17 protein-coding genes and 1 pseudogene are annotated in these 22,958 nt (G+C 64.4%); 9 read left to right on the forward strand and 9 right to left on the reverse strand.

The window, feature by feature from the left end; all coding sequences use genetic code 11:
• The first annotated feature begins 88 nt into the window (after positions 1-88).
• The 5 genes from aceK (at position 89) to E4O92_RS21980 (ending at position 5,615) form a co-directional block, all read left to right on the forward strand.
• Positions 89-1,915: a bifunctional isocitrate dehydrogenase kinase/phosphatase gene (gene aceK / locus E4O92_RS21960; protein WP_135191803.1), complete on the forward strand. Its 1,827-nt coding sequence runs from the start codon at positions 89-91 to the stop codon at positions 1,913-1,915.
• Positions 1,908-3,107, forward strand: a complete 1,200-nt coding sequence (locus tag E4O92_RS21965; RefSeq protein WP_135191804.1) for an acetyl-CoA C-acetyltransferase — start codon at positions 1,908-1,910, stop codon at positions 3,105-3,107. The genes aceK and E4O92_RS21965 overlap by 8 nt, the downstream gene beginning before the upstream one ends.
• A 142-nt stretch (positions 3,108-3,249) precedes the next feature.
• Entirely contained in the window at positions 3,250-3,918 is a 669-nt protein-coding gene (locus tag E4O92_RS21970; RefSeq protein WP_135191805.1) for an SDR family oxidoreductase, read from the forward strand.
• A 24-nt stretch (positions 3,919-3,942) separates the two neighbouring features.
• Positions 3,943-5,070: an acyl-CoA dehydrogenase family protein gene (locus E4O92_RS21975; RefSeq protein ID WP_135191806.1), complete on the forward strand. Its 1,128-nt coding sequence runs from the start codon at positions 3,943-3,945 to the stop codon at positions 5,068-5,070.
• Positions 5,067-5,615, forward strand: a complete 549-nt coding sequence (locus E4O92_RS21980) for a GNAT family N-acetyltransferase (RefSeq protein ID WP_229483652.1) — start codon at positions 5,067-5,069, stop codon at positions 5,613-5,615. The genes E4O92_RS21975 and E4O92_RS21980 overlap by 4 nt, the downstream gene beginning before the upstream one ends.
• A gap of 139 nt (positions 5,616-5,754) precedes the next feature.
• Here the strand turns inward: E4O92_RS21980 and E4O92_RS21985 are convergent, their stop codons facing one another.
• Positions 5,755-8,322 carry a M4 family metallopeptidase gene (locus tag E4O92_RS21985; protein ID WP_135191807.1) on the reverse strand — a complete coding sequence of 856 codons (2,568 nt, stop codon included), beginning with the start codon at positions 8,320-8,322 and terminating at the stop codon, positions 5,755-5,757.
• A 391-nt stretch (positions 8,323-8,713) separates the two neighbouring features.
• Here E4O92_RS21985 and E4O92_RS21990 point away from each other — a divergent pair, with 391 nt between their 5' ends.
• A complete protein-coding gene (locus E4O92_RS21990) occupies positions 8,714-9,373 on the forward strand; it encodes a DUF6445 family protein (RefSeq protein ID WP_135191808.1) in 660 nt (219 codons plus the stop codon).
• Between the two features lie 166 nt (positions 9,374-9,539).
• Here the strand turns inward: E4O92_RS21990 and E4O92_RS21995 are convergent, their stop codons facing one another.
• The 3 genes from E4O92_RS21995 to E4O92_RS22005 form a co-directional block, all read right to left on the reverse strand.
• Positions 9,540-10,571: a S66 peptidase family protein gene (locus E4O92_RS21995; protein WP_229483654.1), complete on the reverse strand. Its 1,032-nt coding sequence runs from the start codon at positions 10,569-10,571 to the stop codon at positions 9,540-9,542.
• 123 nt (positions 10,572-10,694) lie between these two features.
• Positions 10,695-13,541 carry a TonB-dependent receptor gene (locus E4O92_RS22000; RefSeq protein ID WP_135191810.1) on the reverse strand — a complete coding sequence of 949 codons (2,847 nt, stop codon included), beginning with the start codon at positions 13,539-13,541 and terminating at the stop codon, positions 10,695-10,697.
• A 198-nt stretch (positions 13,542-13,739) separates the two neighbouring features.
• On the reverse strand, positions 13,740-15,533 hold the full coding sequence (locus tag E4O92_RS22005) for an ABC transporter substrate-binding protein (RefSeq protein WP_135191811.1): 1,794 nt from the start codon (positions 15,531-15,533) through the stop codon (positions 13,740-13,742).
• Between the two features lie 188 nt (positions 15,534-15,721).
• On the opposite strand from E4O92_RS22005, the gene E4O92_RS22010 reads away from it, so the two are divergent.
• The 3 genes from E4O92_RS22010 to E4O92_RS22020 all read left to right on the forward strand — a co-directional run bounded on the left by E4O92_RS22010 (position 15,722) and on the right by E4O92_RS22020 (position 19,081).
• On the forward strand, positions 15,722-16,960 hold the full coding sequence (locus E4O92_RS22010; RefSeq protein ID WP_135191812.1) for a spore maturation protein: 1,239 nt from the start codon (positions 15,722-15,724) through the stop codon (positions 16,958-16,960).
• A gap of 8 nt (positions 16,961-16,968) precedes the next feature.
• Positions 16,969-18,462: a D-alanyl-D-alanine carboxypeptidase/D-alanyl-D-alanine endopeptidase gene (gene dacB, locus E4O92_RS22015; protein ID WP_135191813.1), complete on the forward strand. Its 1,494-nt coding sequence runs from the start codon at positions 16,969-16,971 to the stop codon at positions 18,460-18,462.
• Positions 18,463-18,796: 334 nt separating this feature from the next.
• Positions 18,797-19,081 carry a helix-turn-helix domain-containing protein gene (locus E4O92_RS22020; protein WP_135191814.1) on the forward strand — a complete coding sequence of 95 codons (285 nt, stop codon included), beginning with the start codon at positions 18,797-18,799 and terminating at the stop codon, positions 19,079-19,081.
• A 302-nt stretch (positions 19,082-19,383) separates the two neighbouring features.
• Here the strand turns inward: E4O92_RS22020 and E4O92_RS22030 are convergent, their stop codons facing one another.
• The 5 genes and pseudogenes from E4O92_RS22030 to E4O92_RS24950 all read right to left on the reverse strand — a co-directional run.
• The gene (locus E4O92_RS22030) at positions 19,384-20,040 is read right to left on the reverse strand and encodes a hypothetical protein (protein ID WP_135191816.1); all 657 of its coding nucleotides are present in this window, start codon (positions 20,038-20,040) and stop codon (positions 19,384-19,386) included.
• Between the two features lie 183 nt (positions 20,041-20,223).
• Positions 20,224-20,835: a M15 family metallopeptidase gene (locus tag E4O92_RS22035; protein WP_135191817.1), complete on the reverse strand. Its 612-nt coding sequence runs from the start codon at positions 20,833-20,835 to the stop codon at positions 20,224-20,226.
• Entirely contained in the window at positions 20,832-21,737 is a 906-nt protein-coding gene (locus E4O92_RS22040) for a LysR family transcriptional regulator (RefSeq protein ID WP_135191818.1), read from the reverse strand. The genes E4O92_RS22035 and E4O92_RS22040 overlap by 4 nt, the downstream gene beginning before the upstream one ends.
• Positions 21,738-21,826: 89 nt before the next feature.
• Complete coding sequence (locus E4O92_RS22045; RefSeq protein WP_135191819.1) at positions 21,827-22,732, reverse strand: N-acetylmuramoyl-L-alanine amidase; 906 nt, start codon at positions 22,730-22,732, stop codon at positions 21,827-21,829.
• A gap of 23 nt (positions 22,733-22,755) precedes the next feature.
• Positions 22,756-22,958, reverse strand: a pseudogene (locus E4O92_RS24950) (ATPase); the annotation flags it as partial.

Genomic DNA, 22,958 nt, shown 5'->3' on the forward strand with positions numbered 1-22,958 from the left:
ACGCTGTACGGCTGAGCAAAGTTTGCATCCGCGTGCGCACAGGTGCGCACCCTACGGACCTACGGCCTATTTCAGGGCGAGACGAACGATGACCACACGAGTTCCGTTCCCCAAGCTGCTGTCCTCGCAGATTGCGTTCGACATCGCCCGCAGTATGCTCGATGGGTTCGACAAGCACTACCGCCTGTTCCGCCATTCCAGCAAGACCGCCAAGCGCCATTTCGAGCTCGGCGCCTGGCCGACCGCCCAGCAGGCCGCGCGCGAGCGCATCGGCTACTATGACCAGCGGGTGCAGGAGCGCGTCCACATCCTCGAGGACGAATACACGCCGGAAGAGCTGACCGACTCGGTCTGGCGCGAGGTCAAGCTGCACTACATCGGCCTGCTCTCGAACCACAAGCAGCCGGAACTGGCGGAGACCTTCTTCAACTCGGTCAGCTGCCAGATCCTGCACCGCACGCACTACAACAACGCGCACCTGTTCGTGCGCCCCGTGGTCTCCACCGAGTACCTGGAAACCGAAGAGCTGGTGCCGACCTACCGCGCCTACTACCCGGCCGCGGACGGCCTGCGCTTTTCGCTCAGGCGCATCGTCACCAATTTCCAGCTCGACGCCCATTTCGCCAACCTCGACCGGGACATCGGCCAGGTCCAGGCGCGCATGGAGGAATTCTTTGGCCTGTCGAAGCTGGAATCGAACCAGCAGTTGCAGGTGCTGTCGAGTCTGTTCTTCCGGAACAAGGGCGCCTACATCGTCGGCAGGGCCATCAACGGCGCGCGCGAATACCCGTTCGTGATCCCGATCCTGCACAACCGGCGCGGCCAGCTCGTGCTCGACACCGTGCTGACCGATCCGGACCAGATCACCCTGCTCTTCTCGTTCACGCGCGCCTACTTCCTGGTCGACATGGAAGTGCCGTCGGCCTATGTGCAATTCCTGCGCAGCCTGATGCCGCGCAAGCCGCGCAGCGAGATCTACACCATCCTCGGCCTGCAAAAGCAGGGCAAGACGGCGTTCTACCGCGACTACCTGCAGCACCTGAAGCACAGTTCGGACTACTTCCAGATCTCGCCCGGCATCCGCGGCCTGGTGATGCTGGTGTTCGAGCTGCCCTCCTTCCCCTACGTGTTCAAGGTGATCAAGGATTTCTTCCCGCCGCCGAAGGAAACCACGCGCGCCCAGATCAAGGAAAAGTACATGCTGGTCAAGCACCACGACCGCGTCGGGCGCATGGCCGATACGCTTGAATACTCGAACGTCGCGTTTCCGCTGGCTCGCTTTTCGGAGGAGCTGGTGGCCGAGCTGCTGCAGGATTGCCGGTCGCAGGTCGACATCGAAGACGACCGCCTGATCGTGCGCCACCTGTACATCGAGCGCCGGATGGTGCCGCTCAACATTTTCCTCGCCAATGCCCAGGCCGCGGGCAACGAGGCGATGATCGAGCACGGCATCATCGAATACGGCAACGCGATCAAGGACCTGATCGCGGCCAATATCTTCCCCGGCGACATGCTGTACAAGAACTTCGGTGTGACGCGCCAGGGCCGGGTGGTGTTCTACGACTACGACGAGATCGAGTACATCACCGACTGCAACTTCCGTGACATTCCGCAGGCGCGCAACGAGGAAGACGAGATGGCGGCCGAGCCCTGGTACCCGATCGGGAAACATGACGTGTTCCCCGAGCAGTTCGACAAGTTCTTGCTCGGCAACGAGAAAATCCGGCACTACTTCATGAAGCACCATGCGGAACTGTTGACCCGCGCCTACTGGCAATCGCACAAGGAACGGATACAGGCGGGCGAAGTGGAAGACGTGTTCCCCTATCCGCAGCACATCCGGTTCTGCAACCAGACGACAACCACCCCGGCGGTTTATACCCCACCTTATTTGGAGAACTACCACAATGAATGATCCGATCGTTATCGTTGGCGCAGCACGTACCCCGATGGGCGCGTTCCAGGGCGATTTTTCCTCGAAAAACGCGAGCGACCTCGGCGCCGTGGCGATCAAGGCCGCGGTCGAGCGCGCCGGCCTCGCGCCGGAGACGGTGGAACACGTCTACTTCGGCAACTGCCTGATGGCGGGCCAGGGCCAGGCCCCGGCACGCCAGGCCCTGCTCAAGGCCGGCCTGCCGCTGTCGACCGGCGCCGTCACGCTGTCCAAGATGTGCGGTTCGGCGATGCAGGCCGCGATCTTCGCGCATGACGTGCTCAAGGCCGGCAGCGCCGACGTCGTGGTCGCGGGTGGCATGGAATCGATGACCAACGCGCCCTACCTGATCCCGAAGGCGCGCGGCGGCTACCGCATCGGTCACGGCGTCATGTTCGACCACATGATGCTCGACGGCCTGGAAGACGCCTACTCGCGCAACGAGAAGACCGGCGAAGGCCGCTCGATGGGCACCTTTGCCGAAGAGTGCGTGGCCAAGTACGGGTTCACCCGCGAACAGCAGGATGCGTTCGCGATCGCGTCGGTCAAGCGCGCCCAGACCGCCGGCGAAGAAGGCTGGTTCGACTGGGAGATCGCACCGGTAACCGTGGCCAGCCGCCAGGGCGAAACGGTTATCAGCAAGGACGAAGGCCCGGCCAAGGCCAAGGTCGACAAGATCCCTTCGCTCAAGCCCGCATTCAAGAAGGACGGCAGCGTGACCGCCGCGTCGTCCTCGTCGATCAACGACGGCGCCGCGGCGCTGGTGATGATGCGCGAATCGACCGCAAAGCAGCTGGGCCTGGCCCCGATCGCGCGCATCGTCGGCCACGCCACCCATGCGCAGGAACCGGACTGGTTCACCACCGCGCCCGTCGGCGCGATGAAGAAGCTGTTCGACAAGACCGGCTGGACGGCCAAGGACGTGGACCTGTTCGAGATTAACGAAGCATTCGCGGCGGTGCCGATGGCGGCGATGCACGACCTGGACATCGCACACGACAAGGTCAACGTCCACGGCGGTGCCTGCGCGCTGGGCCACCCGATCGGCGCCTCTGGCGCGCGCATCATCGTCACGCTGCTGGGCGCGCTCAAGCGCACCGGCGGCAAGCGCGGCGTCGCTTCGCTGTGTATCGGCGGCGGTGAAGCGACCGCGATGGCGATCGAGATGGCTTGAAGCGGTCCGGCGGTTGAGGCGGCGCGTGGCATTCACGCGCCGCACCGCGTGGGCACAGGTGCCCACCCTACGGTAGTCTGTCGGCTTTTGTAGGATGCGCACGCCGTGCGCACGCGGTACCACCCTCAACCGGAGCTACACCATGTCCACTGCACTTATCATCGGCGCCTCGCGCGGCATCGGCCACGAACTGGCGCGCCAGTACAAGGCCGACGGCTGGCGCGTGATCGCCACCGCGCGCAAACCCGAACACCTCGAAGACCTGGCCCGGCTGGGCGCCGAGGCACATCAGCTCGACGTGAGAAACGCCGATTCCATCGCCGCCCTTGGCTGGAAGCTGGACGACGACAAGATCGACGCCGCGTGGCTGAGCGCCGGTGTGTTTGGCCCGCGCCACGACAGCTTTCCGACCCAGCATGAATTCGACGAAGTCATGCACACCAACGTCCTGGCCCCGATGCGCCTGCTGCCGATCGTCGCCCCGCTGGTGGCGTCCACCAATGGCAAGCTGGCGGTGATCTCCTCCAAGATGGGCTCGCTGGAGGCGAGACACAGCACCTTCGGCTCGACCTACCGTGCCAGCAAGGCCGCGCTGAACTCGGTGCTGCGCGACGCCGCAATCACCTATGGCAGCAAGGGCGTGACCTGCGTCGCGTTCCACCCCGGCTGGGTCAAGACCGACATGGGCAACGAGACCGCCAATCTCACGCCCGAAGAAAGCGTACGCTATCTGCGCGCTACCCTGGCTGGCCTCCCCCAGTCGGCCAATGGCAGCTTCATTAACTACGACGGCACGCCAATTCCCTGGTAAGCCCATAACAACGATACGAGACATATGATTCTGACCGAAGAACACCAGATGATCCGCGACGCCCTGAGGAGCTTTTCCCAGGAGCGGCTTGCGCCGAATGCCGCGCGCTGGGACCGCGAGCACCATTTCCCCAAAGCCGAACTGAAGGAGCTCGCGCAGCTCGGCGCGTTCGGTGTGGCGGTGCCCGAAGAATACGGCGGCGCGGGCCTGGACTACGTGTCGCTGGCGCTGGTGCTGGAAGAGATCGCGGCCGGCGACGGCGGCACCTCGACCATCATCTCGGTCAACAACTGCCCCGTTTGCAGCATCGCCATGATGTACGCGAACGAGGAGCAGAAGCAGCGCTGGCTGCGCCCGCTGGCGCAGGGCGATCTGCTCGGCGCCTTTGCGCTCACCGAGCCGCATACCGGCAGCGACGCCGCCGCCCTGCGCACCACCGCCGTGCGCGATGGCGACGAATACGTGATCAACGGCGCCAAGCAGTTCATCACCAGCGGCAAGCACGGCGACGTGGCGATCGTGATGGCGGTGACCGACAAGGCCGCCGGCAAGAAGGGCATCAGCGCGTTCTGGGTGCCGACCGATACGCCGGGTTATATCGTGGCCGGCATCGAGCAGAAGATGGGCCAGCACTCGTCGGACACGGCGCAGATCCTGTTCGAGAACTGCCGCATCCCCGCCGAGAACCTGATCGGCGAGGAAGGCATGGGCTACAAGATCGCGCTGTCGGGCCTGGAGGGCGGTCGGATCGGCATCGCCTCGCAGTCGGTGGGCATGGCGCGCGCCGCGTTCGAGGCCGCGCTGGCGTACGCGAAGGAGCGGACCAGCTTCGGCAAGCCGATCTTCGAGCACCAGTCGGTGCAGTTCAAGCTGGCCGAGATGGCGATGAAGATCGAGGCCGCGCGCCAGTTGATCCTGCACGCGGCGTCGATGAAGGATGCCGGCCAGCCCTGCCTGAAGGAGGCCGCGATGGCCAAGCTGTTCGCCTCCGAAATGGCCGAGCGGGTGGTGTCGGACGCGATGCAGGTCTTCGGCGGATACGGTTATGTGAGCGACTTCCCCGTGGAGCGCATCTACCGCGATGTGCGCGTGTGCCAGATCTACGAGGGCACCAGCGACATCCAGAAGATCCTGATCGCGCGCTCGCTGTGAACGGCAGCGCGCTGACGATCCGTGCAATCGAACCGGGCGAGCTGGCGTCCTTCTTCGCGTACCTGGACGATCACCTGCGCGACAATGGCAGGAACGGCACTGCGCTGTTCCAGCCGATGTCGCGCAGCGATTCGCGGCTGCCCGAGGATAAACGCGCCGCGTTCAGCCTGGGGCTGGCAACTCCTCTTGACCGGCCCGGCTGGCGCCGCGTCTGGATCGCGCTGGACGCCGCAGGTTCGATCGCGGGCCACGTCGACCTGCGCGCGCGCCCTGAAGCTGCTGCTGCCCACCGCGCGCTGCTGGGCATGGGCGTGCATCGCGACTGGCGCCGGCAGGGAGTCGGTTCGCGGCTGATCGAGACGGCCATCGCATGGGGACGAACGGAGGCGGGGCTCGGCTGGATCGACCTGGAGGTCCTCTCCGCCAATGAGCCGGCGGTTGCGCTGTACCTGCGCCACGGGTTTGGCAAGATTGGCGAATATCGCCAGATGTTCCGAATCGATGGCGCCACCCTGGACTATACCCTGATGGCGCTGGCGCTTTAGCGCCTATCCCGGTAGCTGGGAGTCGCGCCTGGCAAGCGTGCGCTGCGTTGCTCACGCTCGCCATGACCTTCCCCCCACCTACCGGGATAGGCGCTTAGCCCCGCGCGGGTGCCGATATCACCCGCGCCGGGCAGCGCTCTTATTTCGTCAGCAGGACGACCTGGTCCACGGCGAACGTGGTCTGCAGCGACACGTCCTCGGTCATCGCGAAGGACAGCACCACGCTCTGGCCCCTGAACTGCGACAAGTCGAACGTGCGGATCTGGTAGCCGCTGGCCGCGTTCAGGTTGCTGTAGGTCGCCAGCGTGCGCAGCACCGTGCCGGACGAATTCTTGACCGCCACCGTCAGCCTGTCGTAGGCCGTGATCCGGCTGGTCTCGGCAGTGTCGATGTGCAGCGCAAAGCTCAACTGGGCCGACAAGGCCGCCGCCGGGATCGTTACCTGCTGGGTCAGCGTCTCGGTGACCCTCCTTCCGTTCCCGCCCATGTAGGCGAAATAGGTGCCGTCAAACGCCACCTGGGGGAAGCCCTTCCAGCTGCCGATCACGCCGGTGGTGCCGTGCCAGCCGGTCACGCCGTACTCGAAACTGCCGTTGCTCACGACGTCGGTGGGGGTCGGGGTCGGCGTGCTGGAGGATACGGTCAGCGTCGCCTCGTTGCTGGTCGCGCTGGTCGGCGGGCTGGCTGAATCGCCGACCTTGACCGAGAATCGTGCACCGTTGTCGCTCTCCTGCGCCGTCAGGCTGTAGCTGGCCGAGGTGGCGGCCCCAATGTCGGCGCCGTTACGCATCCACTGGTAACTGTACGGCGGCGTGCCGCCGGCGGCCTTGACCGAGAACGTGGCGGTCGCGCCGGCCTGCACCGTGGCGCTTTGCGGATGAGTGCCGATCGACACCGGGCCGCTAGGCGCCGGGGTCTCGTCCACGTCGGCGCCGACGTTGATCGCCGCATACGCACGCTGGACCGCGATCGCTTCCTTCGAGTCGGCGCCGTACAGTTCCTGGGCCGCCTGCAGCACCTTGGCGCGCGCGTCGGCGTAATTGGTCGACGAGGTGAACTTGGTGGTGAGCGCCCGGAACCAGATGCGGTAGGCCTTGTCGTTGCCGATGCCCGTCATGGCCGCCGGCGACTTGGTCAGGAAGCGGCTGTAGTAATCGCTGCCCGAATCGGCGCTCGAACCCTGCGACAGGAAGTAGAACATGCGGTTGTTCGGGCCGCTGCTGTAGTGGACGTCGAGATTGCCGATGTTGCTGCTCCACGCATCCGGACTCATGCCGTCCTTGCTCGGCTTGTACAACCAGCGCAGCGGCGAGCCGCTCTTGCTGATCTCTTTGCCCATCATCCAGTCGTTGCCGGAGGCCGGGACGACGTCGCCGGTGCCGCCGTTGCGCGCATAGGCCTCGGTCATCTCGCCGTTGATGTCGGACGCCGATTCGTTCAGGCCGCCCGATTCGCCGGCATAGGTGAGGTTGGACGTGGCGGCGGTGACACCATGGCCCATCTCGTGGCCGATCACATCGATCGAGCCGAGGCTGTAGAAGTAGCTGCCGCCGTCGCCGATGTACATGCACTTGCAGCTGTCATCGTAATACGCGTTGTCGTAGTTGGTGAAGACATGGGCGTTGATGTAGGTGGCCGTGTTCTGGCCGTCGAGCGAGTGCCAGCCGAGCACGTTCTTGAGGGTGTCGTAGGTGTTCATCAGGCCCCACGCCGCGTTCACGGCCGCGGTCTGGCCATTGACGCTGGTGGTCGAGCCTCCGTTGTACTGCGCGCCGTCGCCCCACGTGTTGGTGCTGTTGCTGTAGATCGGGCCAGGGGTGCTGAGATGGTTGGCGTTGGTGATGGCATTGCCCCCGAAACGCCCGCCGGTGCCGCGCAGCGGGTCGCGCATGGTGAAGCCGCTGCTGTCCTTCGTGGTGGTGATCGGCACCTGGCCGTTGTACTGGCTGTTGCCCACGCCGACATCGGTCATCAGCGAATTCCACTGCGCGAGCACGCGGCCGTCCCTGGCGCTGACGATGGTGTCGCGGTAGACCGGGCGGCTGCCGCTGACCAGCCGGGTCTGCACCAGGTAGGCCAGCTCATAACCGGTGACCTCGTCGACCAGGTCCACCGCATTGAGCTCCGATTCGATCTTGTTGGCCGCTTCCGGCACGCGCACGCGCCGCATGACCGGATAGATGACCAGTTCGGCACTCGGCGGCACGGCATGCGTGGCCTGCTTCACGATCGTCTTGACCGCCAGGTCGATGGCGGCGTTGGGCGAGATCGATGGCGTGACATCGAAGTTGGCGAAGCGCCCGCCGAGCGCGGCCGAGGATTCCCCCTTTCCCAGGCCGCTGCGCCGGTCCGCTAACGATTCGCTCACGATGTTGCCGGCATCGTCGGTCACCACCACCGATTCGGATTGGAAGATGCGCACGCCCTTGTAGGTGTGGGCGAAACGGCTGATATGGGTACCGATCGCGCCCGGATGCTGGGCGGCCAGCTTCAGGCCATGGTCCTGGTCCAGCCCGTATTTCGGGCGCAGCGCGTTGAGCTTGGCCTCCAGCACGGCCGCTTTCTGCGCGGATGGCGCGACGGGAGCGGCCATCCTCAGTCCGGCAAGCGGAATGGGAGTCTTGATCGTGGCGGCCTCGAGTTGACTGCTCACCACCAGGGGCAAGGCGGCGATGGAAGCTGCAAGAATTGTCTTACGTAAGTTCATGTCATCTCCATGTTGGTAATTGAACCTGGCTATCGGTGGAGCCCGCCGCGATTGAGATCGGTTGAGCGAGAGCAAGCTGATGTTGTCAGTCCTGTACTCCATCGTGTTCCACCCCCAACATATGCAAGAGGCCGGCTGGGGCCTTATGTTGTGACAAACTCAACAGCAGGCAATTTGCGAGGTCTCGCCCCATGCGCCTTGCGGGATCGCCCCATACGCCCTGTTACATTTCCAGGCCAGGCGGCCAGATGACGGGCGCCGTCCCCGCGCGGATACAGCGCGGCACCGCTAGCAGCGTTATCTATTGATTTGGATCAAAAGCCCCAAGCGCAACAATCGCCAGCGGCAATATTTCGGCTAAATTTCTATAAGAACAAATGGGAGAACAAGCATGGCCACCCGCTCGAGGCTGACCTACCGCCACCCGCAACCGGGGCGCGATTACTGGGTGCAGGACGACTTCCTGCCCAACGCCGAGCAAGTGTCACGGCGCTGCTACGCGCGTACCGAGTGGGAGCTGGGCGCCCCGCACGCGCCGATGCCCTGGCCGGGGCGGCGCGCGCCGCAGGCCTTGCTGCCGGACGAACTGGAGCGAGTGGACGCATGGGTGCGCGAGGTCACCGGCGCCCGGCGCCTGTGGATCGAGCGCGCGCCGGACGGCAAGACGCTCAACCACAATTACGCGCAACTGGTCGGGATGGACGAATCGGGCGCGCGGCCGCATACCGATTCGCGCCTGCTGTGCCGCTTCGCCGCGGTGATCTACCTGACCCCGCAGCCGGACCCGGATGCCGGCACCGCGTTCTACCGGCTGCGCTACCCGGATGGCGCGCTGGGCGGGAATTTGTGCGGGCCGCCGCACGCGAACCTGCGCGAGGCGCTCGGCGTCAAGGCGCTGCCGCCGGAGGCCTGGGTCGAGGATGTGCGCATCGAGAACCGCTTCAACCGCATCGTGCTGTACCGCGCCGACATGGTGCATTCGGCGTGCGGGTACTTCGGCTTCGAGCACGCGGATAAGCGCTTGACGGCGGTGTTCTTCTGGATGGCGTAGCCGTACGGCTTAAAGGAGGCGTAGGGTGCGCACCTGTGCGCACGCGGTACGGTTGAGCAGAGTTTACCGCAGCTTTGAATGCACGAGGCGCTAACGTCAGATCAACCGTACAGCGTGCGCACGGTCCTCGGCGGCCCCGCGCCCCCTACGAACTGCGGCGCTGTCATTAACTTACCGCCGGCTCCAGCAGCGTCACGGTCTGGCGCTCGGTGTCCAGCCGCGCCATCACGCCCACGGGCAGCGTGAACTGGTTGCGGATGTGGCCAAACGAATAGCCCGTCACCGCCGGAATCTTCAATGGCTGCAGGTGGATGTCGAAGGTCTGGTCGAGCGTCAGCGAAACCGAATCGGGCTCCGGGCCGCACTTGTCGCAGATGCCGATCATGACCGCCGCCGCCTTGTCCAAGCCGACCGCCAGGTCGAGCTGGGTCATCCAGCGGTCGATCCGGTACGGCTCTTCGTTGACCTCTTCCAGGAACAGGATGCCGCCCCGGAAGTCGGCCGCGTAATCGGTGCCGGCCAGCGCGCTGACCAGGGACAGGTTGCCGCCGATGAGCGGGCCGGTCGCCACGCCGCCATGCACGGTGCGGATCGCATAATGCGGCTCCTCCTGCGCGCGCAGGCTGTTCTCCTGCGACATGGGAATCGTATAGGCCGGCTGCGGATCGGTCAGCACGGCCAGCATGTGCTCGTGCGAATAGTCGCTCGGCGTGGACATGGCGACCGGGCCGTGGAAGGTGACCAAACCGCAATGGCGGCGGATCGCCAGGTGCAGCGCGGTGATGTCCGAATAGCCGAGCAGGATCTTGGGGTGGTTGCGGATCAGCGCGTAATCGACCCGCTTGAGCAGCGAGATCGCGCCCGAGCCGCCGCGGATGCACCAGATCGCCTTGACCTCGGGGTCGAGGAACATCGCATGCAGGTCGGCCAGCCGCATCTCGGCGGACCCGGCGTAGTTGCCGTACACCTCGCGCAGGTAGCGGCCTTCCTTGGCGCGAAAGCCGAGCGACTCGATGTGCCGGACCGATTTTTCGATGGCGGCGTCGCTGACGTGGCCGGCCGGCGCGATCAGGCCGATCAGGTCGCCCTGGCGCAGGCGCGGGGGTTTGATCAGGTGTTTCATGGTGCGGGAAGGGGACGGGTGGCGGCGCGCGGCAATTGCCGGCAAGCCGGGCAGCAAGGCGCATGTTGCGATCATGGCGCCGAAGCTTCTCCTGCTGATCTTGCTGTTACCCGGCATCGTGCCTCTCGATAAAACGGAAAAACGGCCCGGACGGCGGAAGGCTTGCCTTCCGCCATGCGGGCCGTCAACTCATGGCTGTCAGAAGAACTTGTAGTTCGCGGTGAGCGTGAACGAGCGGCCGCGCGGATCGGCTACACGTGGCTCCCAGCTGCTGCCCGCGCCGGTGTTGCTGTCATAGGTGACCGCAAACGGCGGGTTGGTGTCGAACAGGTTCTTGATGCCGCCGGTCAGCGTAATGTTCTTGATGCCGGTGTAGCTCACGCTCGCGTTGAAGATCGAATATGCCTTCACGTCCGGATTGTAGTTGGCCGGCTTCACCAGTCCGCTGGCCACACCCGGCAGCACCTGGTCCTTGTAGCCCGAACGGTAGATGTTCTGCAGCAAGCCGGTCCAGTCACCCTGCTTGTAGGTCACATAGGCGGTGTGCTTCCACTTCAGGCCCAGGTCGCCGGTGAACACGAATTGACCAATTTCGCTCGGACCGAACGGCGCGTTCTTGGTCGCGCGCGACTTTTTCTCCAGCATGCGCGAACCGTCGATGCCAGCGGTCCAGGTGCCCTCGCCAAGCTTGCCGTTGGTGCGTGCGCCCAGCTCCAGCCCGCGGGTGATGCGCTCGCCGGCGTTGATCCAGCGCTGGTCGATGACGACCAGGTTGCCCAGCGAGTCACGCTGGAAGCTGTCCTTGAACAGGTTGTAGTTGGCCAGCATCGTCGCCAGGTTGAACGAGTCGATCGTGTCTTCCTTGCGGATTTCCCACAGGTCGGCGTTGGCCGAGAAGCGGTTGTTCGGCTCCCACACCACGCCCAGGTTGGCCTGCTTGGCCGTTTCCGGGCCCAGGTTCGGCTTGCCGCCGGTGATGTAGTTCGGCGTGATCGATTCGCAGCCCGCCTTGGTGCTGTCAACCTTCAGGGTCGGGCACTTGGACGGATCGACCAGGTCCTTGCCGACGTACGGCGACTCGGTGATGCCGTTAAACAGCTGGTTGAACGACGGCGCGCGGAAGCTGGTGTTGTACGAGCCGCGGAACATCAGCGACGGGATCGGCTGGTAACGGAACGAGATTTTCGGGTTGAAGGTGTTGCCAAAGCCCGAGTAGTGGTCCTGGCGGCCGGCAATGGTCACTTCCAGGTCCTTGATCACCGGCACCAGCACTTCGAAGTACACCGCGCGGATGTCGCGGTGCACTTTTTCCAGTGCGTTGACGTCGTCGAACGGCGCGTTCAGGATCGCGCGGCGATCCGTCAGGTTGCGCATGTCGCCGTTGAACTTGTATTCCTCGCGGCGCAGGTCGGTACCGACCGCGGCCATGACTGCGCCGGCCGGCAGCTTGTAGACTTCGCCCGACAGCGCGGCGTCGAGCTCGGTCATGATGGTCTTGCCGCCATACAGCACCACGCCCTTGGCGGAGGTGCTGGCGATCAGGTCGAGCGCTTCCTGGGTCTGCTTTTCGCCCGGCATCAGGAACGGGTTGATCTTGCCGGAGCCCAGGGCCGCAGCCAGCGGCGCGGTGTAGTTATAGCCGTTGCCCAGGATCGATTGCGATTCCGACTGGGCGCGCGACAGGCCGACGCGGTAGTCGAAGGTGCCCAGCGAACCGAGCGTGACCGGGCCGTCGGCGCCGACCAGCACGCGGCTGGCCTTGGTTTCGGTCTCGATCTCGCGGTTGCCGCACTCCATGCAGCGCCAGCGGTAGGCGATCGGCAGGCCGTAGTTGTCGGCAATGCTCGGGAAGACCTTGACCAGGGCGTTGTACACGGTGTTGTAGGCGGCGCCGGTGCTCGGGTAGAACGAGCTGGCGGGGAAGGTCGAGGCGCCCGGCGAAATCTGGTTCGGCGAGAAGCTCTTCATCACCTTGACCCTGGAGCCGACCAGTTCCGCGAACAGGTGGTGCTCGCCGGCCTTGAAGGTCGCGCGCGCCAGGCCGTTGTCATTCTTGACCGGCTGCTGCAGCACGGCGGCACGGCCGGTATCCCAGGCGCAACCGTAGGCCGCCGACGGCGTGTCCCACAGTTTTGCGTCGTACGGACCCATGCCGTCGATGCTGTCGCAACCCTTGCCGCCCGGCAGGTTCAGCAGGCTGATACCGCTGAATTGCTGGGTGCCGCCAGGCAGGGTCGGGCCGGTGCCGGTCTTGGACAGCAGGCTCGGTCCCACGGTGGTGGCGAAGATGTTGGCGAATGGCGCGCCGCGGGTGTCGACCGACACGCCGCGGTCCGGCTGGAAGGTGTTAACGAAGTCGCGCTGGTTGCCGCGCAGCGACTTGTTGTCGCTGTGGGAGCCGGCGACCAGCAGGTTGAAACCCTGCGTGTCGAGGTCGCCCCAGCCGCCGGTCACCGACAGGCGGGCGATGTTCGCGCCGCCGTGCTGGGTCTTGTCGTCGAAGACTTGGGCTTCCAGGCCGCTGTAGTCCTTGCGCGTGATGAAATTGATCACGCCGCCGATCGCATCGGTGCCGTAGATCGACGATGCGCCGTCCTTGAGCACTTCGACGCGCTCGACGGCTGCCATAGGGATCGAGTTCAGGTCGACCGCCGAGCCTTTCATGCCGTGGGTGGCGATGCGGCGGCCGTTGAGCAGCACCAGCGTGCTGTCCGCGCCCTGGCCGCGCAGGTTGGCCGACGAAGCGCCGTTGTTGCCACGCTGCGCGCCCGAAGTCACGTCGGAGTTCGAGGCCAGGTTGTCCGAGCCGGTGCCGTTAACATTCAGGGTAGAGATCAATTGCTCGGCGGTGACGATGCCTTGTTGCTCGAGCTGCTTGCGTGAAATGATCTCGACCGGCAGCGCGCCTTCCTTGGCGATGCGCTTGATGCTACTACCGGTAATCTCGACCCGCTGGATCGGCCCCTGAGTCTGCACCTCCTGTGCGACAGCCGGGGCCACCACTCCGATCAGGGTAATCAAATGTGCCAGCTTCTTTAACTTCACGCGTCTCTCCTAAGGTGACTTTGTTTTTGGTTTTCGGTCGCGCTTGCACGAACAAGCTTGAAATCTTGCTGGTAATGTATTGGCATTACACTAAGTCATACCTTGAGGGTAAGCGCAGCCCACGCGCCGTATCCAATGAAATATCCGGCTGGCAGTATAACTTCGAGGAATAACGAGTTGAGTGAAATCTAACGAAATCTAACGCGCGCCCCGCGTCGTCCGTGCTCTTTGCGCAACATCGACGTCGAGATAGCGCCAGGACGTGAATTCAACGGGGTGACGCTTGTAGTTTTTCAGCCACGGTTGACGGATATCTGCCGAGATGACCTGGGTCAGCGGCACCCACGGGTTGTACGCGTGAATCAGCTGGTTCATCTCGAAATACAGCGTCTGGCGCTGGGGCCCGTCGCTGAGAAGCCGCGCCTGTTCGTAGCGTTGGTTGTAGGCGGGAAGATTAAAGCGCGCGTAGTTCGCGCGGCCCGCGTTGGGGCCGTACAGGAGTTGGTAGAAGTTGTCGCCGTCGGGGAAATCGGCAATCCAGTTACTCTCGAACATCTGGACCTTGCCCAGACGCGAGGCCTTGATGATCTCGGTTTTCTTGTCGGACTTGAACGCCACGCGCAGGCCGATCGAATTCAAGCACTTGCGCCACATTTCGTCGCGCAGGCGGCCGCTGACCGTCGCCTCGCTATACATCGTGAGCGTCAGCGGCTGGCCATTCGGCTGGCGGCGAAAGCCGTCCGGGTCGCGCTTGTCGTAGCCGAAGCGGTCGAGCAAGGCATTGGCCAGCGCCGGGTCGTACGGCACCGGGCTGCGGTAGTTGGGATCGTAGCCGAGCACGTTGCGCGGCAGCGGCGACTCGGCCTTGACCGCAAACCCTTTCTTGAGCAACGCGATGTCCTCGGCATTGTTATAGGACATCGAGATCGCCCGGCGCAGCGCCACCTTCTCCTTGCTGTAGCCGCCCAGCACCGGGTCTTCCATGTTCATCCACATGTAGTAGGTCTGCAGCACCGGAAAACGGTACAGCTGCATGCCACGCGCGGCCAGCTCCGGCTTGAGCTTGCCACCCTCGATCACCATGTCGGTCATCGATTCGGGCACCTGCTCGATGTAGTCGTACTCGCCGTTCAAGAAGCCCAGCATGCGCGCCTGGAATTCTTCAGCGATCTTGACCTCGACCCGGTCCACGCGCGGCAGGCGCTTGCCTTCGAGTTCGGCGCTGATCGCCTTGTCCACCGGGTCAATGCCGGGCGTCGCATGGAACACCGCGGTCGAGTCCGGGTTGCGCAGCAGGACGATGCGGTCGCTGCGCTTCCAGTCACCCACCATGAAGGGGCCAGTGCCGACCGGATAGTTTCCGGCCTGACCGGGGTGGGCCTCGATCACTTCGCGCGCGACCACGCCCGTTGCCGGCGTGGCCATATAAAACGGAAAGTTATTGTCCGGCTCGTTCAGGCGGATGCGCAGCGTGTAGCGGTCCGTCGCCTGCAGGCCGTCGATGTCGGTGTCGTAGCTGAAATTGTTCCTGAGCGCGGCATCGCCAGCGATCTTCCCTTCGAACATGAACGACCAGGGCGACTTGAGCGTCGGGTCATACAGGCGCTTGAGGCTGTAGACGTAATCCGCCGCCGTCACCTCGCGCCGCTTGCCCTTGAATGCCGGGTCCGGCGTGAAATAGATGCCGGGGCGGATGTGGAAGGTATAGGTGCGCCCATCGTCGGTCACGACCGGCATGTCGGTCGCCGTATTACCTTGCAGCTTGACCGGGCGCGCAAGATAGTCGTAGCGCAGCAGCGGATCGAACAGGTTTTCCAGCAGCGACAAGGTCTCGATGTTGGACGCCACCGCCGGGTCGAGCCCGGTTTCGCTGGTGGTCAGGAACATATGCAAGACCTTCTGGCCGGCGCCGGATGTGGCCGGGTCGGCGCCAGCCGGGCTGCACAGTGCAGCGAGGATCAGGGCAGCGGCAGCAGTCTTGCGAAATTTCATCAATATGGTCCAGGTGATTTGGCCTCGCGGCCCTTGCCTATGATAGGCCGGCGCTTTAATACAGGCAACGCTCCGGGCGCGGCATCATAACTTTTTAGCATGGCGCGGGTGCATTCTTTCATCAATGAAGCTTGCTCTGCGCCTATACTGTCCGCTGCACAATCGTGCGAATCACAGCGGATATATTCATGGCGTTAAATTACATCTGGTCTGGCTTCTTTCTAATAGGCTTCATCGCGGCGGTGGCGCAGTGGCTGTTCCTCGGCGACACCGAGATTTTCAAAAAGATCATTGACGGCACCTTCGACTCGGCCAAGGTCGCCGTGATGGACATCGCACTGCCGCTGGCCGGCGTGATGACCTTGTGGCTGGGCCTGATGAACGTGGGCGAAAAGGCGGGGGCGGTCGGCTTTTTGGCGAAAATCATCTCGCCTTTCTTTTCCCGCATCTTCCCGGAGGTGCCGAAGGATCACCCGGCCACCGGCCACATGGTGATGAACTTTTCGGCCAACCTGCTGGGCCTGGACAATGCCGCCACGCCGTTCGGCCTGAAGGCGATGGAAAGCCTGCAAAGCCTGAACACGGACAAGGACACTGCCAGCAATCCGCAGATCATGTTCCTGGTGCTGCACACCTCGGGCCTGACCCTGATTCCGCTGGCGATCATGGCGCAGCGCGCCATCCTGGGCGCCGCGGACCCGTCCGATATTTTCATCCCGTGCATGATCGGCACCTACATCTCGGCGGTCGCCGGCATCATCGCGGTCTCGTTCTGGCAGCGCATTAACCTGTTCGACCGCGTGGTGGTCGGCTGGCTGGGCGGCATCACTGCCGCGCTCGGCGTGATGGTGTGGTGCATGACCCATTACCTGAGCAAGCCGGAAATCGAGCTGGTCTCCAAGGTTGCCAGCAACCTCCTGCTGCTGAGCATTATCGTCGCCTTCATCGGCGGCGCGATGAGGAAACGCGTCAACGTCTACGACGCCTTCATCGAAGGCGCCAAGGGCGGCATCCAGACCTCGATCACGATCATTCCCTACCTGGTCGGCATGCTGGTGGCCATTTCCGTCGTGCGCAACTCGGGCGTGCTGGGCTTTGTCGTCGACGGCCTGAACTGGGTGTTCGTTCGCTTGGGCATCAACACCGACTTCGTGCCGGCGCTGCCGACCGCGCTGATGAAGCCGCTCTCGGGCAGCGGGTCGCGGGCGATGATGATTGACGCCATGAAGACCTACGGCCCGGATTCCTTCGTCGGCCGCCTGGCCTGCATCTTCCAGGGCTCGGCCGACACCACGTTCTATATCGTGGCCCTGTACTTCGGCTCGGTCGGTATCCGCAACACGCGCTACGCTATTCCCGCGGGGCTGATTGCCGACTTCGCGGGCGTGGTCGGTGCCATTTTCATTGCCTACCTGTTCTTCGGTTGAGGACTACCATGCTCCGTCGCATCGCCATTGCCGCCCTTTTCTCTGCCTGCCTGCCAACCGCCCACGCCCAGTTGCCGCCGCCGGTGGCGCAACTGCTCAGTGAAGCCAACATTCCCGAGGACGCGATGAGCGTGCTGGTGGTGCGCGGCGACACGGTGGTGGCCGCGCACCACGCGCAGCAGCCGCGTACGCCGGCCTCGACCATGAAACTGGTGACGACCCTGGTCGGCCTTGAACAGCTCGGGCCGGTGTTTCGCGGCCGCACCGAGCTGCGTACCGTTGGCGAGGTGAAGAACGGCGTGCTGCAGGGAGACCTGATCGTGCGCGGCGGCGCCGACGCCGATTTCTCGGGCGAGGCGCTGGAAAACATGCTGCGCGCGCTGCGCTACCAGGGCATCCGCAAGATCGCGGGCAACCTGGTGTTCGACCGCGCGCTGTGGAATCCGGCGCGCGGCGACGTGGGGCTGCCGCCATTCGACGAGTATCCGGATGCGTATTACAACGTCATCCCCGACGCCCTGATGGTCAACAAGAACATGCTGCAGATCGACATGCGCTCGACTGGCAACAAGCTGCAGCTCGAAATGCAACCCGCGCTCGACCGCGTGACGGTGGCGTCAAGCATGAAGCTGATCGACGTCGACTGCGCCAAATGGGAGGATGGCTGGAAGCTGCCGGAAGTGGTGCGCCAGAAGGATGGCAGCATCAAGGTGATGTTGCGCGGCACTTTCCCGAAGCACTGCACCGCGGCCAACAGCATCAACGTGGTCGACCGCGACGATTACCTCGACCGCCTGTTCCGCCTGAAGTGGAAGCAGGTCGGCGGCAGCTTCCATGGCAAGACCATGGCGGGCACCACGCCGTCGGACGCCAAATTGCTGGCCCAGCACGTATCGCGCGCGTTACCGGAAATCGTACGCGACATTAACAAACCGTCGGACAACACGCTGGCACGCACCGTGTTCCTGAGCCTGGGCAGCCTGGAGGCCGACCCGCTGCTGGGCAGCCGCCCGCTGCCGGGCAGCCCGGACACCACCTTCGCGCGTGCCGACCAGGCGGTGCGCAACTGGATGCGCGAGCACCGCATCGACGACGCCGGGCTGGTGCTGGAGAACGGCTCCGGCCTGTCGCGCATCGAGCGCATCAGCGCGCTGCAGATGGGTGGCCTGCTGCAGGCCGGCCTGCGCAGCAAGTGGGCGCCGGAATTCATGGCCAGCATGCCGATCGTCGCCGTGGATGGCACGATGCGCAAGCGCCTGCACGACAGCCCGGCCGCGAGCGTGGCGCGCCTGAAGACCGGCAGCCTCAGGGACGTTACCGCGATTGCCGGCTACGTGCCGGACGCCAGCGGCCGTCAGTGCGTCGTGGTGGCGATGATCAACAGCGAGCAGATCAGTAATGGCCGGGGCCGCAAGGCGCTCGATGCGCTGGTGGACTGGGTGGCGCGACTGGATGCGCCGGCACCGACCGTGCAAGTGACGCAAGCTCCACAAGCCAACTAAACGGTACGCCACGCTCAAGAAGAGCAGGTGGCACCGTCCTGGATCGGTTTGAAGTTTAAGATTGAGAAAGAAAATACGGTGAAATCCGCCGGAAATATGATGGCGTATTTCCGCGGTTTATTTCCTGTCCAAGAAAGCGTTAATCGACGTACCCGAGCGGGAACGAATAACATCTGCCACTGGTTTTGGCCAGGATTCGTATCCGATCGGTTACGTTCATGCGCATCCTGCACCAATGCTCACGAATTCGTTCCCTATCGGGTACGAAAGAGACTTTCTCCGCGTTTGCCATGGCATCATGCATACGAGCGGATACGAATCAAAGGGTGCGACCATGGGTAAAGATGTGTTCGTTGGCGAAATGATGGCGTTGGCCAACCTCGTTCGAGCGTCCCGGCTAGCCCAAGGCCTGACTCGGGATGAGCTGGCGAGCGCGACCGGCTTGTCTCCCAAATTTATCTCACATGTCGAGGCCGGAAAGCCCACCGCCCAGTTTGGCAAGGTACTCCACCTTCTCACCGAACTGGGCATCTCCTTGCATGCACAGTCTGCGGTCCACATCTCGGAAAAAACGGCCCAAAAGGCAATGAATCGCCGGCGAACAAGCTATGGCAGCTAGGGCTCTTGTCGCATTCGCAAACCGCCTTCGGGTGGGCGTCCTGCAAGATGAGAACGGCACCTGGTCATTCATCTACGATGTCCAGTGGCTCGCGACGCGGCAACAGTCAACCCGGATGCAGGCGAAGCGCGACTCCTCAATTCCATCGTGGCGATGCCGCTGGACGAAATGAGCAGAGCATTGCGCAGGTAAGATGTTGGGGGTACCGCGGCCGGCCTCAACGTAGGCCGGTAGCGCTGCACGATCCGAAAAAAGGCCAGCAAGTCAGCTGACCTCTCCCTGGTCAATTGAGATCGATCTTCTCACTTCGACGTCTTCGCCCCGCCCGAACCACCCACGCCGCCGCTCGCTTCCATCCACGGCGTGCCCACCACTTCCGGCTTGGCCTCGACCAGCAAGACCTCGGCGCCGGTGCTCTCGCGGATCGTGCGGATCACGTCGTTCATCGCCTTGTCGGTCCAGCCTTCGGGCGTGCCCATGAACCTGCCCGTCAGGCGCCGCGGCCATTCGAGCCAGCCGCCTTCCTTCTTGCTGAACACCGCGTACATGTCGAGGTGGTAGCCGCCCTTGTACGGGAACAGGCAGGCGATCATGTTCATGTTGTCACCACCGTTCACACGCGGGTTCGCCTTGGCGGTCCAGCTCGCGCCTTCACAGACCGGGGTGGGCGTGGCGGCCACCGCGCCAGGCGCGGCGCCGGGCGCAGTGGCGGAGAGCTTGAAGCGTCCCGGCTGTTCCTGCACCTGCGCCTCCGGAGAGGCCATGGTCGCGTTGGCCACGTTGCGGTTGATGCCTTCGGTGGCGGCCTTGGCGACCTCCGGACCCGCCGCGCCGGTCTTGATATCGAATACCCGGAAATACTCGACCTTCTTGTCCCTGGATGCGAACATGTTGCCGTCGCCAGTGCTGCATCCCGCCAGCGCCACGGCGACAGCGACCGCCATCATCGAGCTTTTCATCACGCACCTCTCAGTAGGAAATTGGACATCGTTCTTGTTGTGCGAGAGGAAGCTTGCCGCCAGATCGAGCGGCAGCCTTAGCTTCTCTGCAGTACGTCCCCGATTGTGTCGGGCCGAACCGCAGCAAAGCCTGAGAATGCTCAACTGTGTGGGGGCAGCGTCAGCGGTGCGCGACAGCGCGGTTCAGAGCACGCGGCGGAAGGTCTGGCGCACCAGTTCGCGGTCGCCGCAATCGAAGTGCCACCATTCGGTGCGGATGCCGAAAAAGCCGGCCTGGAGCATGGCTTCGCGCAGCAGGCGGCGGTTCGCGACCTGCTGTCCGGTCAGTGTGCCGGCGGCGAGAAAGTCCTCCTCGAGCGCCGGGTGGGAAAGGTCGGTCATGTCGTCAAAGCGGGTGCCCATGTCGAGCTCGCGGCCATGCGCGTCCAGCAGCGTGATGTCCAGCGCCATGCCGTACGAGTGGATCGAGCCGCGCTGCGGGCTGGCCAGGTACATCTGCAAGCCGGTGTCCGCCAGCGAATCCCACAGCTGCTGCTGCACCCGCTGCGGGCGCAGCGCGTCCAGCACCAGCGGCGTGCAGTCGGGCCGGTTCGCGCGCAGCCAGCCCACGACCCGTTCCAATGCGGCGGCGGCGTCGCGGTGCAGCCAGGCGCAGTCGAACGGCGAGTACAGGTCGCGTCCGACGAAGTTGTTCGGGCTGGCGTAACGCAGGTCGACGGCAATGCCGCCAATGGTGGACAGGTGGCGGAATTCGGGGCTGCCAGCGATTTCTTCGCTGGCCAGGGTGAGGCTCATTGACATCCTTTTTCAAGCAGGGCGCGCGCAGTCGCACCGATACAGTTGACCAGCTCGCGCGCACCGTGCGACAGCGGCGCGTGGCTGGCCGTGAGCAGGTACAGGTGCACCGGCAGCTCCGGCGCCCATGTGCGGCGCTGCACCTTGCCGCAGACGGAGGATGCCGCGGTAAACGGGTCGAGGATGGCGGTGCCGGCACCCGCCTCGACCAGCGCGCGCGCAATCTGGTAGGTCTGCACCACGGTCTGGAACACCGGGTGCACGCCTTGCGCCTCGCACGCGGCCACCACCATTTCGCCCAGCGGGTCGCGATCGGCAAGGCCGATCAGCTCACCAGACAGGCCGTTCGCCGTGATCGGCTCGGCGCATTCGGCCTCGCTCCAGGTGCCGCTGGGGGCCAGCACGGTGAGCAGGCCCTGCGCGATCGGCTCGGCCACGATGCCGGGGTGGCGCGGATCCTGCAGCGACAGCGCCAGGTCCGCTTCGCCCAGGCGCAGCGCGTTGACGATCTCGCTCGTGTGGTAGGTCGCCAGTTCGCAGCGGGTCTGCGGGAAGTCGCGGCGCCAATGCGTCAAGGCGGTGGGCAGCACGCTGACCGCGATGGTCGGGGTCGACACCAGGCGCACCGTCTCCATCGCGCGGCCCTTCAGGCTCGCGGCCAGACGGCGGATGCCCTGCAGGTCGCGGTTGAGCTTTTCGGTCTCGGCGAACAGGCGGTGCGCTTCGGGCTTGGGATAGAGCTTGCCGCGCACGCGCTCGAACAGGGGCATCCCCAGCTGCAGCTCGGCGTGCTGGAGCACTTTGGTGACCGCCGGTTGCGAAATGTGGAGAACCTGGGCGGCGCCACTGATGGTGCCAACTTGCATGATGGCGTGGAAAACTTCGATGTGGCGCAGGCGCATGCTCTTCTATCCTTCAAAGACAAGCCCGCGCTCGGAGCGCGGACTTGTCAAAGCATATCGGAAAAACCACCTTGCCGCGATGGAACTGATCACTTAGCAACAGTCGGCGCCGGCGCGGCTGGCTGTGCTGGCGGGGCCGGCTGCAGTGGCGGCAGCGGCTGCGCCGGCTGTTCCGGCTGCACTGGCGGCGCCGGCGGGATAACCGGCAACGGCGTGCCGGGCGGCGTGGTCAGGACTTCCAGCATGGCCGCGGTCTCGGCATCCGGGTTGCCGTCGATGTTCGCCGGGCGGAACTTGGACTGGAATGCGGAGAGGGTATTCTTGGTCGCCTCGTCCAGCTCGCCGGTCTGGGCGATACCGTAACCGTGCGCCGCCAGCTTTTGCTGGAACCAGGCCACCGGCGGCAGCTGCGTCTCGAACACTGGACGCACCGCGGCCACGCGCGTCGCATCAGGCCAAACGATCAGGCCTTCCTGCGCCAGGCGGTACCACGGGAACATCGGACCCGGGTCCTGCTTGCGGGTCGGCGCGATTTCGTTGTGGCCGACGATGTTCTCCGGCGCGACGTGGTAGCGGGTGGCGATGTCCTTGACCAGCGGGATCACGGCATCCATCTGCGCCTTCGGGAACGGGAAGTAGACCCGGCCCTGCGGCGTATCTTTCCAGCCCGGGTTGACGATCTCGATGCCCACCGAGCTGTTGTTCAGCTGGGTGTAGCCCTTCCAGCTCGAGACGCCGGCGTGCCAGGCGGACTGGCTCTCGGGCACCAGGTTGTAGATGGTCGGCGTGGCATCATCGGTGACCAGGTAGTGCGCGCTGACCTGCTGCTCGGTCAGGATCTTGAGCGACGACGGGCGGTCGGCGACCGTGTAGTGCAGCACAATGAACCGGACCCGCGGCGACTGGCCCTGGGCCGTGTACGAATGGTCGATGCGCGGCCCGGTGGCGCAGCCTGCGAGAAGCAAGGTCAAAAGAGTGACGGTCAGTTTTTTCATCGGATTGTCCCGGTTATCAAATGTCAGGTATGCGGCGAGGCGCGCCGATTGGCGGCCAGCTGCGCGGCGGCGTGGTGGGCCTGGCCCTCGGCCTGGATCAGTACCAGCTGCGACGGCAGCGCGGCGCGCATCGCGCCCATGATCATCGGATGCAGCGCGGCGGCGCGGCCGCCCACCGCGACCGGGCGCGGGCCGAAGCGGTTGGTCAGCGCCAGCGCCAGGCGCG

Source organism: Massilia horti (genome assembly GCF_004614195.1).
GTDB lineage: Bacteria > Pseudomonadota > Gammaproteobacteria > Burkholderiales > Burkholderiaceae_D > Telluria > Telluria horti.